We start from the raw sequence: 13,104 nt of genomic DNA, 5'->3' as shown, positions 1-13,104 counted from the left end.
ACACCACATGCCGCTACGGCAGGTGCAACAACACACCACCCGGGGGACCGACCGCGAGGCCTTACACGCAGAGTGACATCGGCGGCCAGAAAACTCCCCACCAAGTGGCCGCCGCCGGGGGGGAATTCCAACTGGCCGCCGACAGGTGTCCCGGGCGGCGACCTCGTCCGCCTTCATCGCGGCAATGCACACCGTCTCGTAGAGGCCGTCGGCGGATCTTGCGCGGGCCGGGCCCGGTAGGTTGCCCGCATGCCTTCTGTACTTGTTGTTGGTTACGATCCACAAGCGATACCCGGCCTCGACGGGGACGCTCTTCGCGCCGCTCTTGACGCGGAGCTGGCCCGGTTCGGCGACCACGGCATCGACGCGTCCGCGACGGTGGTCGTGTTCGACGACTCGGCCGAGTCCACCCTCGTCGAATCGCTGACGAGGCACCCGTGGGACGTCGTGGTCGTCGGTGGCGGGATCCGCAAGGCCGAGCCATTGCTTCCGCTCTTCGAACAGGTCGTGAACCTGATCCGCCGCCATGCGCCCCAGGCCGCCGTCGCGTTCAACACAAGTATCGGGGACAGCTTCGAAGCCGCACAGCGGTGGCTGTGAATTCCGTCCGCCGTGGACCACGCGCCTGACCTCGTGCACCGCTACCGAGCAGCGGCCGAGAGGACACTCTCAGTCGCTATGGGCGACCGGCTCGGGACCCGCGTCGAGCGCGTCGAGCACCGCGTCGCCGTTCGCCCTCGCCCACTCGGTCAGCATGTGGATCGGATCGATCAGCGTCGCCCCGAGCGGGGTGAGCTCGTACTCGACGCGGGGCGGCACCTCGGCATAGGCGTGGCGGCGGATGAGTCCGTGCGCCTCGAGCCGTCGGAGCGTCTGGGTGAGCATCTTGCGGGAGATGCCGCCGATCAGCTCGATCAGCTCGCCATGGCGCACCGGGCCCTGGCTGAGGCCGTAGAGCACGACCACCGTCCACTTGTCGGCGATCAGCTCGACCGCCAGACGCGCCGGACAGTCGGCGAGAAAGGCATCACCGGGACCGAAACCGCTCATGGCGCCAAAGGTACCTGTGCCAGAGGTACCTGCTGGTTCCTATCGGAAACCTAGCCTGGGTTCTCTCCCCCTCCAAAGCCAGGAGAGTCATGCGAGTCATCAGCCAGCAGACGCTCGGCGGTCCCGACGTGCTCACCATCGTGGACGCGCCCGAGCCCCAGCCCCTCCCGACCGAGGTTCTGGTCCGCGTCAAGGCGATCGGGCTGAACCCGCTGGAGGCGCGTCTGCGCGCCGGCGAGTTCCCGCTGATCGGCCGGCCGCCGTTCATCCTCGGCTGGGACATCAGCGGCGTGGTCGAGGAGGCGCCGCAGACGTGGCGGTTCAGGCCCGGCGACGAGGTGTTCGGGATGCCGCTGTTCCCACGGGCGGCGAGCGCGTACGCCGAGGTCGTGTCGGCGCCGGCGTTGCATCTGGCACCCAAGCCGGCGTCGCTCTCGCACGTCGAGGCATCGGCGCTGCCGGTCGTCGGGCTTACGGCGTGGCAGGGCCTCGTCGACCTCGGCGGCGTGACCGAGGGCGATCGCGTCCTGGTCCACGGCGGTGGTGGCGGGGTCGGCCATGTCGCGGTCCAGATCGCGAAAGCGCTCGGCGCGCACGTGATCGCGACCGCCGGCGGGAGCAAGCGGAAGTTCGTCGAGGGGTTCGGCGCCGACGAGGTGATCGACTACACGGCGGTCGACTTCACCGAGTCGGTCCGCGACATCGACGTCGTGCTCGACACGATCGGCGGCGACACCGTCGAGCGGTCGCTCGGAGTGCTCCGCCCAGGCGGTCACCTGGTGACGGCGGTCGCCGAGGAGGATTCGGAGCTCATCGCCAAGTACGAGGCGGCCGGCATGCGCTTCAGCGGTATCGCGGTCGACCCCGATCCGGTCGCCCTGCGAGGTCTCGTCGAACTCGTCGAACAGGGCAGGCTCCGGGTTCACGTGCAGGAGACGTTCCCGTTCGAGCGCGTCGCCGACGCGCACCGGCTGCTCGACGGCGGTCACCTCCAGGGCAAGCTCGTCCTCACCGTCTGATCCCGTCGTGGGGCCTCGTGCGAGCGAGGCCCCACTGATGAACGGCTGGTCACCTCCCGCGCCTGGGGCGAACCCGGCAAGCGTTGATGAGACGAGAGATCCGCGACGCAGCGGCCCGACTCTTCACGCAGCGAGGGATATCCGCGGTCGGCTCAAGGACGTGGCGGCATAGGTTGGCATCTCCAAGGCCGCGATCTGCCACTACATCGAGGACATCTCATTTGGCGTATTCGGCAGTTCTCGCTGGCGGGGTCGAGGTCGAAGCGTGCGACCGGGGCGTCTTCGACGCCGCCGACGCATTCGTTGAACAATCGCTCGGCTTCAGGCAAGAGCCGTGCGCGCGCGGCGATCTGGTCGTGGTCGCGATGTTGCATGCCCCGCTGCTCGCTGTGGCGGCGTGAAAACTCGACTGCGGGTGGCCCCCGCCTCCCCTTAGGCTTCCGCTCACGGGGCCGAAGTGCCTTGCCGACAGTGGTCGGTCAGTGGATCGGAGATGCACGGGGCCATGACTTCTCAAGTGTTCGCGGTCTGCTTCGGCGCGAGCCAACCGCTGCGTCTGGCGCAGTTCTGGTCCGGGGTTCTGGGTTGGGAGCCAGCCGACGATCCCCACGGTGGCATCGCGCTGTTGCCCAGTGATGACACCGGGTTCCGAATCCGTGTTGTTCCGAGCCAGAAGCAGAAGGTGGGACAGAACCGGATGCACTTCGATCTGACGAGTGCGTCCCTGGAGGACCAGCAGCAGACGGTGGCCAGGGCGCTGGCGCTCGGCGGACGCCACATCGACGTCGGCCAACGCCCGGAGGACGGGCACGTGGTACTGGCCGACCCTGAGGGCAACGAGTTCTGCGTCATCGAGCCGGGCAACGAATTCCTTGCCGACTGCGGCTTCATCGGAGCGCTGGCCTGCGATGGTTCGCAGGCGGTCGGGTACTTCTGGAGCGAAGCGCTGGGGTGGCCGTTGGTCTGGGATCAGGACCAGGAGACCGCGATCCGCTCGCCGCACGGCGGTCCGAAGTTCACATGGGGCGGTCCGCCGGTAGCGCCGAAGAAGGGCGAAAACCGGCTGCATTTTGACCTCGCCCCACCTGCCCACGCTGACCTGCAGGCAGAGGTCGAGCGCCTGCTCTCCCTGGGGGCGACTCGAAGCGACACCGGCCAGGGCGAGGCCGGCGGCCGGGTGGCGATGGCTGATCCCGACGGCAACGAGTTCTGCGTGCTGACGCCCAGGTAGCGCGGCAACGGACTTCGGTCATGACGGACCGTGTTCGAGAAGTTGGGCCGGGCGGTGGTACTCACCTCTGAGTCCGGCAGCGCTTCGCGGTGGACCTTGCCCCGCTCGTCGCCGTGAAACCGTACGAGCCCACCCCGTAAGCGGGATGGGCTCGCCTTCTGAGCGCCGGGCAGACCTTGCACCCGCATCTCCCCGCGGGAAGCGGGGCGTCTTTCCTTGGACCACCAACGCGCGTTCGGCTACCTGGAGTTCGGGCGACCGCGACAAGATCGGGGTATAGCGCACGGCACCTGTCGGGACGGTCTCCGGACCCGGGCCCGGGACAGCACCGCGCGCGTCGGACTACCGGCGCCGCAGCAGCCGGTGCATGGCCTCCGCGGACTCGGTCATGGCGGCCAGCGAGCAGGATTCATCGGTGACATGGGCCTGTTCCGGGTCACCCGGTCCGTACACCACCACCGCCGGATCGCCGAGCCGGCCGGTCAGCACCGAGGCGTCGGTGAAGTAGGTCGCGTACTCGGCCGGGCGGGCCGAGGAGCCGGGGGCCAGGATCTCCCGCGCGGCGGCGGCAGCCGACGGGTCGGTGGCGACGCCGGGCAGGTCCAGCAGCTGTTCGAGGGCGATGCCGTCGCCGCACAGCCGGGCGATCTCCGCGACCGCCTCGTCCCGTCCGAAGCCGGGAACGGTGCGCACGTCCAGCCGCATCTCGGCGTGGTCCGGCACCAGGTTGGGCTGCTCGCCCGCGTGGAACGTGCCGATGTTGACCGTGGCCGGGCCGTGGGTCGGGCTCACCGGCCAGTCACGGTGCCCGTGGATCCTGCTCGCCGCGGCGGCGAGCGCGGCGATCGCGTTACGGCCCAGCTCCGGGCGGGAACCGTGCGCGGAGACCCCACGGGCCGTCGCGGCGAGCCACAGCACGCCCTTGTGGCCGAGGACGGTCCGGTTGCCGGTCGGCTCGGCCACGATGAGCAGGTCGGTGGGGGTGAGCGACGCCGCGTCGATCTCCTCGGCCCCATGGCAGCCGGTCTCCTCGCCGAAGGTGAAGATCAGCTGTACGGCGGTGTCCCGCGGGCTTTCCCGGACGGCCCGTATCGCCGCCTCGACCTGGCAGGCCACGCCCGCTTTCATATCGCTGCTGCCGCGGCCGAGCAGCCGGCCGTCGCGCAGCTCCCCGCTCATCGGGTCGAACGACCAGCCCGACGGGTCGGCGGGCACGGTGTCCAGGTGTCCGGTGAAGGTGACCGGCATCCGTGGGACCGCGGGCCCGAACCGGGCGATGACGTTGGCCCGGCCGGGTATCGGCTCCTCGACCCGGACGTCGAACCCCGCGCCGTCCAGCCGGTCCGCCACCAGTGCGGCGGCCGGTGCCTCCCGGCCGCCCCGGGTGTCGATCCGCACCAGCCGCCGCGCGAGGTCCGTCGCACCGCGCCAGGTGTCCGCGTCGTCCATCGGGGTCCTCCTCGGGTTGTGGTGAGTCGCCGTCATATGCGGTCCGGGGGCGTTTGCGTGGCCCGGGTGCTGTCGCGCACGACCAGGGTCGGCACGAGTGAGATCCGCGCGTGCGGACCGCGCTCGGCGTCCTTGGCCAGGCTCGCCGCGGCCAGCAGCCGTACCGCCTCCGCGGCGATCCGGTCGCGGGGCTGATGGACCGTGGTCAGGGCCGGTTCGGCCAGCCGGGAGAACTCGATGTCGTCGTAGCCGGTCACCTGCACCTGCTGGGGCACCACGAAACCGTGGGCCCGGCACGCGCGGGTGGCCCCGAGCGCGATCAGGTCGTCGGCGCATACGAGCGCGTCCGGCAGGCCGCCCTCCGCGATCAGCCGGGCCACGGCTGCCTCGCCCCACTCCACGCTGTAGTCCCCGAGCAGCACCTGGTCCGGCTTGACCTCGATGTTCAGCTCCTCGGCGCGCCGCCGGAACCCGGCGAACCGCTGCTCCGTGGAGGAGTGGGTCATCAGCGAGCCGATGAAGGCCGCCGACCGTGCCCCGCCGTCGTGGAGGTGGTCCATGACCTGCCGCATCGCGGCGACGTCGTCGACGCCCACCCAGTCGGTGGTGGTGCCGTCGACGAACCGGTCGAGCTGGACGAGCGGCAGCCGGTCCGCGGTCTGCTGCACGGCGGGCCGGCTGTCGACGCCATGGCTCGGGCTGACGATGATGCCGTCGACGTTGCGCGCGGCGAGCGAGGCCAGCCGGCGCGCCTCGATCCGCGGGTCGGAGCGCGCGTCGCACAGGAACAGTTCCTTGCCCTCCTTCCCCAGGGCGTGTTCCACGCTCTCCACCAGGGAGGTGAAGAACGGGTTGGTGATGCTGGGCACGACCATCCCCACGGTGTCGGTACGACTGTTGCGCAGTGCCCTGGCGATGACATTGACCTGGTATCCCAGGTCGTCGGCGGCGCGGCGGACCTTGCGTTCGACCGCGGCCGAGACCTGGCCCCGGCGGGAGAGCACCCGCGACACGGTGGCGGTGGAGACACCGGCCCGCTCGGCGACCTGAGCGATCGTGACCCGTTGCAATCGATTACCTTCCTGCCGGGAAACATGGCGGTCACCTGGCTCCAACACCGATGTGACCTGACGCGTTGAATCAGCATAGAGCCTTGACACGGCAGCTGACCCCTGCCTACGGTCCTCCGCAACTCGACTGTAATCGATTGCATTGAGGTGGCGCGATGACGACGTCCGGGAGCACGAGCGGCCTTGGGGTGTTCCCGCCCCGGCCGAACGCGGTCAAGGAGCTGTTCGGCACCCCGAAGGTCGTCATCGGCGTGGTGCACCTGCCGCCGCTGCCCGGCAGCCCGCATTACGAGGGCGCCCCGCTGGACGAGATCTGCGCCTTCGCGGTCGAGGAGGCGCGGGCCTATCTGGAGGGCGGCTGCCACGGGCTGATCGTGGAGAACCACTGGGACATCCCGTTCCTCAAACCGGGCGAACACGGTTATGAGACATCGGCGGCGATGGCCGTGGTGACCGACCGGGTGCGGCACGCCGTGCTGGAGGGCGCCGGCGGCAGGCTCGGGGTCAGCGTGCTGTCCAACGCCGCCGAGTGCTCCATCGCCTCCGCCTGGTCCGGCGGCGGCGGATTCGTACGGGTCAACCAGTGGGCCAACGCCTATGTCGCCAACGAGGGCATCATCGAGGGCCAGTCGGCACACGCCAGCCGCTATCGCAGCCGGATCGGCGCCGGCCCGGTCAAGGTCTTCGCCGATGTGCACGTCAAGCACGGCTCGCACGCCATCGTCGCCGACCGCACACTGGCCGAACAGACCGAGGACGCCGAGTTCTTCGGCGCCGATGTGCTGATCGCCACCGGCTCCCGGACCGGGGACGCCGCCTCACTGGAGGAGGTCGAGGGCATCTCCGCCCACACCACCCTGCCGGTGGTGATCGGCTCCGGTATCACCGCTGCCAACATCGGCGGCCTGCTGCCCGCCTGCGACGGGGTGATCGTCGCGTCCTCGGTGAAGGACAACGGCCGCTGGTGGGGCCGGGCCGACCGGGCCAAGGTCCGCGAGCTGACCACCGCGGCGGCCAAGGCCGGAGTGGTGCTCCCGTGATCGTCTTCTGCGGGTACGCCAACATCGACCTGACCGTCGGTGTGCCGGCGCTGCCCGCTCCCGGTGACCGCGTGCAGGCGACCGCCATCCGCCACGGCCACGGCGGGATGGCCGCCAACGCCTCGGCGGCCGCGGCCCGGACCGGGGCCGACGCGTGGTTCGCCGGTGTGGTCGGACCGGAGCCGCGGAGCACGGCGTTCCTCGCCGCACTCGCCGCCGACGGGGTCCGCACCGACTGGACCGCCCGCACCGGTACCCTCACCACCGCCGTCGTGCTGCTCACCCCGGACGGCGAACGCGCCGTGATCAGCCAGGACGACGAGCTGGACGCCCGGCACATCATCCGTACGGTACGGGCCGCGCGCGAGGCCGGGGCGGACTGGCTCTACCTCGACGGCTACCGCTTCCCCGAGGCCGCCGCCGCGCTGGCCGAGGCCGCCGCCGACGCCCCGCCCGGGACGCCCGGACCGGGCCTGGTGGTGGACCTCGACGGCTGCGACCGGGCGGAGGCGATGCGCACCGCGCTGTCCGCGGCCGATCACGCCGTCGTCGGCCGGCCGCTGGCCGTCGCGCTGCTGGGCGGAGAACCGGCCCTGGTCCGGGCCGCCGCCGACATGGACGTCCATCTGGTCGTGACCGACGGTTCGCGCGGCTGGACCCTGCTGACCCCGGCCGGTGAACGCCACGACGGTCCGGCGATCGAGGTGGACACGGTCGACGCCACCGGGGCCGGAGACTGCTTCACCGGCGCATACTGCGCCGAACTGGACCGGGGCCGGTCCCCGCTGGAGGCGGCGCGCTTCGCCGCCGTCGCCGCCGGTCTGTCCTGTACCCGGCCCGGCGCCCGTGACGGGCTGCCCGACCGGCGGGCCATCGACTCCTGGCTCGCGGCCCATCCCACCCCCGGAACCCCGGAGCCGACCCGCACCAGGTAGGACAAGGAGAAGCAGATGCGCCAGAAAGTGACGGCCGTGGTCGCGCTGGGCCTGCTGCTGACGACCGTCGGCTGCGACACCCAGGCCCGCCGCGAGATGGCGGCCGAGAAGAAGTCCACCGAGCAGGGCCCGCCGCCGCCCGCGGAGGTCGCCCGGTCCTGTACCGTCCGCGGCCACGCTCCGAAGATCGGTATCGTGCCCATCAACCTCCAGGCGCTGTTCTTCAACCAGATCAACACCGGCGCCCGGACCGTGGCCCGCAAGGCCGGGGTCAAAACCCAGATCGTCAACGGCAACGACGACTCCGCCACCCAGTCCAACGCCATCGACGACCTGGTGGCCAACCACTACGACGCCGTCATCGTGGACGCGGTCGACACCGAGGGCATCAAGCCCGCCATCCGCCGGGCCAAGGCGGCGGGCGTGCCGGTCGTCGCCGTGGACGCCACCGTCGACGACCCCGCGGTCTCCGCCCAGGTCGGCGTCGGCAACGCGGAAGGCGGCCGGCGGATCGGCGAGGCCCTGCTGAAGACGGCCGGCAACCGCGGTGGGATCGGCGTCGTCGGCGCGCTCAACAGCACCATCCAGAACGAGCGGCAGAAAGGATTCACCAACACCGTCACCGCCAAGGGCATGAAGATCCAGAACGTGGTCGACGGCCGCAACATCCAGGAGAACGCCCAGACCGCCGCCGAGAACCTGCTCACCCGCGACCCCGGGCTGAAGTACGCCTACGCCACCGGCGAGCCCGCCCTGATCGGCCTGGCCGCCGCCGTGGTCAGCCAGCACCGCACCAAGGACCTCAAGGTCGTCGGATGGGACCTGTCCAGCCAGGCCGTCGACGGGCTGCGGGCCGGCTGGATCACCGGTGTGCTGCAGCAGAACACCTTCCGGTTCGGCTACGAGGCCATGAATTCCGCGATCGACCTGGCCTGCGGCCGCACCACCCGCCGGCAGGTGCCCGTCCCCACCCAGCTGGTGACACCGGACAACGTCAAGGACTACCTCTACTACCTGGAGAAGTGATGGGCGAGAGCGCGCTGGTCTCCCTGCGAGGAATCACCAAATCGTTCGGCGCCGTCCGCTCGCTGCGCGGCGTCGACCTGACCCTGGCCCCGGGCGAGGTGCTCGGCCTGGTCGGCGACAACGGCGCCGGGAAGTCGACCCTGATGAAGGTCCTGGCCGGTGCGGTCCAGCACGACAGCGGGCAGATCTCCATCGACGGCCGCGACGTCCGCTTCACCAGCCCCGCCGACGCCCGCCGCGAGCGGGTCGGCATCGTCTACCAGGACCTCGCTCTGTGCGACACCCTCGATGTGGCCAGCAATCTGTTCCTCGGCCGTGAACCGCGCAGGGGCCCCTTCATCGACCGCGCGACGATGCACGCCCGAGCGGCCGAAACCCTCTCCGAGCTGCACGTCCGGGTGAAGTCCACCTACCAGGAGATCGGCGAGCTGTCCGGAGGGCAGCGGCAGGCCGTGGCGATCGCCCGTGCGGTGTCGTTCCGCCCGCGCGTGCTGATCCTGGACGAGCCCACCGCCGCCCTCGCCGTCGCCGAGGTCCGGCAGGTGCTGAAGATGATCCGCGACGTCGCCGCCCAGGGCGTCGGCGTCATCCTGATCACCCACCGGCTGCAGGACCTGTTCGAGGTCTGCGACCGGATCACCGTGATGTACGAGGGACGCAGCGTCGAGGACGCCCCGATCTCCGATCTCGACATCGAACGGCTCGTCGCCATGATCACCCGATCCGGCGCCACGAACGGCGGGCCCGGCACCGAGGAGGTGGCCTGATATGAGCGCCGACACCGCGACGCGCCCCACCGCCGTACTGGGCCGGCCCCCGGGCCGCTGGCAGCGCGCCAACAAGGCCACCCTGGCCATGCTCGGCGTGGGAGTCGCGCTCTTCCTCGGCTTCGGCATCGCCGCCCCCAACTTCCTGACCTTCAACAACCTGTCCAACCTGGCCACCCAGGTGGCGATCACCCTGATCGTGGCGGTCGCCATGACCTTCGTGATCAGCACCGGTCAGATCGACCTGTCCGTGGGATCGATCCTCGCGTTCACCGCCACCTGCGCCGCCGAGATGCTGCAGGCCGGCTGGGACTCCTCCGTGGTGATCGTCGTGGCGCTGCTCGCCGGGCTCTTCTGGGGTGCCGTCAACGGATGGCTGTCGGCGTATCAGAAGATCCCCCCGTTCATCGTCACCCTCGCCACCATGTCGGTCGTCCGCGGTCTGGCACAGCTGTGGACCAAGGGGTTCTCCGTCCCCATCGACGCCCGGCTCTTCGTGGCCAAGCTCGGCGACGCCTCCTTCCTCGGACTGTCCGCACTGGCCTGGATCGCCCTGGCCACGGTCGCCGTAGGTGCGGTCCTGCTGTCGAAGCTGCCGTTCGGCTCCTACGTCAACGGGATCGGCTCCCAGGAGGAGTCCGTGCGGCGGGCCGGGGTGAACACCGCCCGGATCAAGATGATCACCTTGATGCTGACCGGAGTGGCCGCCGGAATCGCCGGGCTGCTCACCGCGGCCCGGCTGGGGTCCGGCTCCGCCAACTCCGGACAGGGTTTCGAGCTCACCGTGATCGCCGCGGTCGTGCTCGGCGGCACCAATCTGTTCGGCGGCCGGGGCACCGTGCTCGGCACCGTCATCGGCGCCCTCATCACCGGAGTCATCGCCAACGGCCTCAACCTGCTCGGCGTGAGCCCGTTCCTCACCCCCATCGTCACCGGACTGGTGCTGCTCGCCGCGATCTGGCTCAACCTGCGCGGCCGGGCGATGGCCGACCTGTTCACCCATCTGACGGGCCGCTCATGAGCGGCCCCTCCCCCAGCACCGTGACCACGGTGACCGGGCCCGTGCCCAGCACCGGGCTCGGCCTCACCCTCACCCATGAGCATCTGCGCAACGACGTCCGCAAGGCCGTCACCACCCCGGCCGACCCCCGGCTCGGCCAGCTGCGCGACGCCCGCACCACACCCGAACTGGCCTGGCTGCTGCGCGAGCAGCCCTACGCCTGCCTCGACCACTGTGTGCTCGACGACACCGAAGGGATGCTGGCCGACCTGCGCGCGTTCGCCGCCGCCGGGGGCGGCACGATCGTCGACGTCACCCCGGGCGGACTGGGCCGCGACCCGGCGGCGCTGCGCGCGTTCTCCGAGGACAGCGGCGTACGTGTGGTCATGGGCAGCGGCTGGTATCTGGAGCCCTACCATCCCCGGCCACTGTCGCCGGCGGACGAGCGCGGCCTCGCCGTCGCGTTGCTGGCCGAGTTCACCGAGGGAGCCGACGGCACCGGGATCCGGCCGGGCGTCATCGGCGAGATCGGGGTCTCCCCGCGGTTCACCGAGGGGGAGCACACCGCGCTGCGCGCCGCCGCGCGCACCCAGCGCGAGACCGGTGTCCCGCTCTACGTCCATCTGCCCGGCTGGCAGCGCCGCGCCCACGAAGTCCTCGACCTGGTACTGGGCGAGTACGGGGTGGCGCCGGCCGCCGTGGTGCTGTGCCATATGGACCCCTCGCACGCCGACCCGGACTATCAGCGGTCGGTGGCCGACCGCGGCGTCTGGCTCGAATTCGACATGATCGGCATGCCGTTCCGCTACCCCGGCGAGGGGCAGTCCCCGGCACCCCACGAAACGGCGCACGCGATCGCCGGGCTCATCGCCCGCGGACACGGCGACCGGCTGCTGCTCAGCCACGACGTGTTCCTCAAGAGCATGCTCACCGCCTACGGCGGCAACGGCTTCCGCTATGTGCCGGAGCTGTTCCTCTCCCGGCTCGTCGAGCACAGCGTGCCCCGGCGGACCGCCGCGGGCCTGCTGCACACCAACCCGGCCCGGCTCTTCGAGCACGCCGCCGCGTCCTGACGTCCTGACCACCGTCCCGGCGTTTCGCCCCATCCCCGTTACGAAGGAGCACCCTGTGAGCCGCGTCCTGATAGCCGGTGAGAGCTGGATCTCCCAGTCCACACACATCAAGGGGGTCGACTCGTTCACCACCAGTACCTATGTGACCGGAGTCGAGCCGTTGCGCCGGGCGCTGGAGGGCCGCGGGCACGAGGTCACGCACCTGCCCGCGCATCTGGTACCCGGGCAGTTCCCGGGCGATGCCGAGGCGCTCGCCGGCTACGACGTCGTCATCCTCTCCGACATCGGGGCGAACTCCCTCCAGCTCTCCCCCGAGGTGTTCGAGCGGGGCACGCCGGGGGCCGACCGGATCGACGCACTGCGCGGATGGGTCGGCGACGGCGGCGGGCTGCTGATGGTCGGCGGCTATCTCTCCTTCACCGGCTTCGAGGGCAAGGCCGCCTACCGCAACACCGCGCTGCACGAGGTGCTGCCGGTCGAGCTGCTGCCCGAGGACGACCGCGTCGAACTCCCCGCGGGTGGCCGCCCGTCGGCCGTCGGTACCGGCCATCCCGCCCTCGGCGGGGTGACCGGCGAATGGCCGCCGCTGCTCGGCTACAACCGCGTCCGGCCACGGCCGGGGGCCGACGTCCTGGCCACCCTGGGCGGCGACCCCCTGGTGGCGGTGGCGGAATACGGCGCGGGACGCTCGGCCGTCTTCACCTCCGACTGCTCCCCGCACTGGGCGCCCGCGGCGTTCTGCGAGCAGTGGGACGGCTACGCCCGGGTCTTCGGCGGCCTCGTCGAATGGCTCTCCCGGTGAGCCGGTCCGAGCGGCTCCTGAAGGCCGCCGCACCGGTCATGGAACAGGCGCTGCGCATGCGCTTCGTCACCGAGGTCACGGCCGGCACGATCAGCGACGCCGACTACGCCGACTACCTGGAGATCGAGGCCGCGTTCGTGGAGACGGCCACCCGGCTGCACGGACTGGCCGTGTGGGGCGCCCCCGGCCGGACGGCGCTGGAGCGCAACGCCCGTGCGGTCCACGCGCTGACCACCACCCAGGCGGACTACTTCCGCGAAACCCGCGCCGCCTGGCCCGTCCCCGCCCGGCCGGACGCCGCCCGGCGGGCCGAGGTGCTGTCGCGGTACGCGCTCGACGTGGCGCGCGAAGGCGGCTACCCGGCGGTGATGACCATGCTGTTCGCCGCGGAGAGGCTCTACCTCACCTGGTGCACCCGGGCACATGAGCACGGCGCCGTCCCCGACGGCGCGATGAGCGCCTGGGTGGCGCTCCACGCCGACCAGGCGTTCCGGGACGGGGTACGGGCTCTCGCGGCGGAGGTCGACGCCCTGCCGGACGACATCCCCCAGGAGCGGCTGACCCGCTGGTTCACCGGCATGCTGGAGGCGGAAATCGCGTTCCACGACGCGGTCTTCGGGTGACCGGTCCCCGGCGGGGCCG

15 protein-coding genes are annotated in these 13,104 nt (G+C 71.1%); 12 read left to right on the top strand and 3 right to left on the bottom strand.

Going from position 1 to position 13,104, the window contains the following annotated elements:
* Positions 1-249: 249 nt before the first annotated feature.
* Positions 250-600, top strand: coding sequence for a hypothetical protein (locus tag J2Z30_RS22010; RefSeq protein ID WP_044566625.1), 351 nt, complete (start codon positions 250-252; stop codon positions 598-600).
* A gap of 69 nt (positions 601-669) precedes the next feature.
* Here the strand turns inward: J2Z30_RS22010 and J2Z30_RS22005 are convergent, their stop codons facing one another.
* Positions 670-1,050: a winged helix-turn-helix transcriptional regulator gene (locus J2Z30_RS22005; protein ID WP_044566627.1), complete on the bottom strand. Its 381-nt coding sequence runs from the start codon at positions 1,048-1,050 to the stop codon at positions 670-672.
* An 89-nt stretch (positions 1,051-1,139) separates the two neighbouring features.
* Between J2Z30_RS22005 and J2Z30_RS22000 the strand changes: the two genes are divergently transcribed.
* The 3 genes from J2Z30_RS22000 (at position 1,140) to J2Z30_RS21990 (ending at position 3,300) form a co-directional block, all read left to right on the top strand.
* Positions 1,140-2,069 carry an NADP-dependent oxidoreductase gene (locus J2Z30_RS22000; RefSeq protein WP_044566629.1) on the top strand — a complete coding sequence of 310 codons (930 nt, stop codon included), beginning with the start codon at positions 1,140-1,142 and terminating at the stop codon, positions 2,067-2,069.
* Between the two features lie 221 nt (positions 2,070-2,290).
* On the top strand, positions 2,291-2,470 hold the full coding sequence (locus J2Z30_RS21995; RefSeq protein ID WP_044566630.1) for a hypothetical protein: 180 nt from the start codon (positions 2,291-2,293) through the stop codon (positions 2,468-2,470).
* A 104-nt stretch (positions 2,471-2,574) separates the two neighbouring features.
* The gene (locus J2Z30_RS21990; RefSeq protein ID WP_044566634.1) at positions 2,575-3,300 is read left to right on the top strand and encodes a VOC family protein; all 726 of its coding nucleotides are present in this window, start codon (positions 2,575-2,577) and stop codon (positions 3,298-3,300) included.
* Between the two features lie 342 nt (positions 3,301-3,642).
* Here J2Z30_RS21990 and J2Z30_RS21985 read toward each other — a convergent pair whose 3' ends face one another.
* Together J2Z30_RS21985 and J2Z30_RS21980 are read right to left on the bottom strand one after the other, a co-directional pair.
* Positions 3,643-4,749, bottom strand: coding sequence for a M20 family metallopeptidase (locus J2Z30_RS21985; protein WP_044566636.1), 1,107 nt, complete (start codon positions 4,747-4,749; stop codon positions 3,643-3,645).
* A 32-nt stretch (positions 4,750-4,781) separates the two neighbouring features.
* Complete coding sequence (locus tag J2Z30_RS21980) at positions 4,782-5,819, bottom strand: LacI family DNA-binding transcriptional regulator (protein WP_044566638.1); 1,038 nt, start codon at positions 5,817-5,819, stop codon at positions 4,782-4,784.
* A 155-nt stretch (positions 5,820-5,974) separates the two neighbouring features.
* Between J2Z30_RS21980 and J2Z30_RS21975 the strand changes: the two genes are divergently transcribed.
* From J2Z30_RS21975 to J2Z30_RS21940, 8 genes are read left to right on the top strand one after another with little or no spacing between them, the layout of a single operon-like run.
* A complete protein-coding gene (locus tag J2Z30_RS21975) occupies positions 5,975-6,859 on the top strand; it encodes a BtpA/SgcQ family protein (protein WP_044566639.1) in 885 nt (294 codons plus the stop codon).
* Positions 6,856-7,794, top strand: coding sequence for a carbohydrate kinase family protein (locus tag J2Z30_RS21970; RefSeq protein WP_044566640.1), 939 nt, complete (start codon positions 6,856-6,858; stop codon positions 7,792-7,794). The genes J2Z30_RS21975 and J2Z30_RS21970 overlap by 4 nt, the downstream gene beginning before the upstream one ends.
* Before the next feature lie 15 nt (positions 7,795-7,809).
* Positions 7,810-8,820, top strand: a complete 1,011-nt coding sequence (locus tag J2Z30_RS21965; RefSeq protein ID WP_044566642.1) for a substrate-binding domain-containing protein — start codon at positions 7,810-7,812, stop codon at positions 8,818-8,820.
* Positions 8,820-9,587, top strand: a complete 768-nt coding sequence (locus tag J2Z30_RS21960) for an ATP-binding cassette domain-containing protein (protein WP_044566644.1) — start codon at positions 8,820-8,822, stop codon at positions 9,585-9,587. Before J2Z30_RS21965 ends, J2Z30_RS21960 begins: the two co-directional genes overlap by 1 nt.
* A gap of 1 nt (position 9,588) precedes the next feature.
* Entirely contained in the window at positions 9,589-10,608 is a 1,020-nt protein-coding gene (locus J2Z30_RS21955; protein ID WP_052701102.1) for an ABC transporter permease, read from the top strand.
* Positions 10,605-11,660 (top strand): phosphotriesterase family protein, encoded by a 1,056-nt coding sequence (locus tag J2Z30_RS21950; protein ID WP_044566646.1) that lies wholly within the window; start codon positions 10,605-10,607, stop codon positions 11,658-11,660. Before J2Z30_RS21955 ends, J2Z30_RS21950 begins: the two co-directional genes overlap by 4 nt.
* Positions 11,661-11,715: 55 nt before the next feature.
* Entirely contained in the window at positions 11,716-12,462 is a 747-nt protein-coding gene (locus J2Z30_RS21945; RefSeq protein ID WP_044566648.1) for a glutamine amidotransferase, read from the top strand.
* Complete coding sequence (locus J2Z30_RS21940) at positions 12,447-13,085, top strand: TenA family protein (protein WP_044566650.1); 639 nt, start codon at positions 12,447-12,449, stop codon at positions 13,083-13,085. The genes J2Z30_RS21945 and J2Z30_RS21940 overlap by 16 nt, the downstream gene beginning before the upstream one ends.
* The last annotated feature ends 19 nt before the right edge of the window (positions 13,086-13,104 follow it).

This window comes from Streptomyces iranensis (assembly GCF_017874715.1).
GTDB classification, from domain to species: Bacteria; Actinomycetota; Actinomycetes; order Streptomycetales; family Streptomycetaceae; genus Streptomyces; species Streptomyces iranensis.
This window is presented reverse-complemented; position numbering and strand designations above follow the sequence as displayed.

Excerpts from the sequence above, each read along its gene's own strand:
- J2Z30_RS22010 (WP_044566625.1), top strand. The coding sequence starts at position 250 with ATGCCTTCTGTACTTGTTGTTGGTTACGATCCACAAGCGATACCCGGC.
- J2Z30_RS22005 (WP_044566627.1), bottom strand. The coding sequence starts at position 1,050 with ATGAGCGGTTTCGGTCCCGGTGATGCCTTTCTCGCCGACTGTCCGGCG.
- J2Z30_RS22000 (WP_044566629.1), top strand. The coding sequence starts at position 1,140 with ATGCGAGTCATCAGCCAGCAGACGCTCGGCGGTCCCGACGTGCTCACC.
- J2Z30_RS21990 (WP_044566634.1), top strand. The coding sequence starts at position 2,575 with ATGACTTCTCAAGTGTTCGCGGTCTGCTTCGGCGCGAGCCAACCGCTG.
- J2Z30_RS21985 (WP_044566636.1), bottom strand. The coding sequence starts at position 4,749 with ATGGACGACGCGGACACCTGGCGCGGTGCGACGGACCTCGCGCGGCGG.
- J2Z30_RS21975 (WP_044566639.1), top strand. The coding sequence starts at position 5,975 with ATGACGACGTCCGGGAGCACGAGCGGCCTTGGGGTGTTCCCGCCCCGG.
- J2Z30_RS21965 (WP_044566642.1), top strand. The coding sequence starts at position 7,810 with ATGCGCCAGAAAGTGACGGCCGTGGTCGCGCTGGGCCTGCTGCTGACG.
- J2Z30_RS21960 (WP_044566644.1), top strand. The coding sequence starts at position 8,820 with ATGGGCGAGAGCGCGCTGGTCTCCCTGCGAGGAATCACCAAATCGTTC.
- J2Z30_RS21955 (WP_052701102.1), top strand. The coding sequence starts at position 9,589 with ATGAGCGCCGACACCGCGACGCGCCCCACCGCCGTACTGGGCCGGCCC.
- J2Z30_RS21950 (WP_044566646.1), top strand. The coding sequence starts at position 10,605 with ATGAGCGGCCCCTCCCCCAGCACCGTGACCACGGTGACCGGGCCCGTG.
- J2Z30_RS21940 (WP_044566650.1), top strand. The coding sequence starts at position 12,447 with ATGGCTCTCCCGGTGAGCCGGTCCGAGCGGCTCCTGAAGGCCGCCGCA.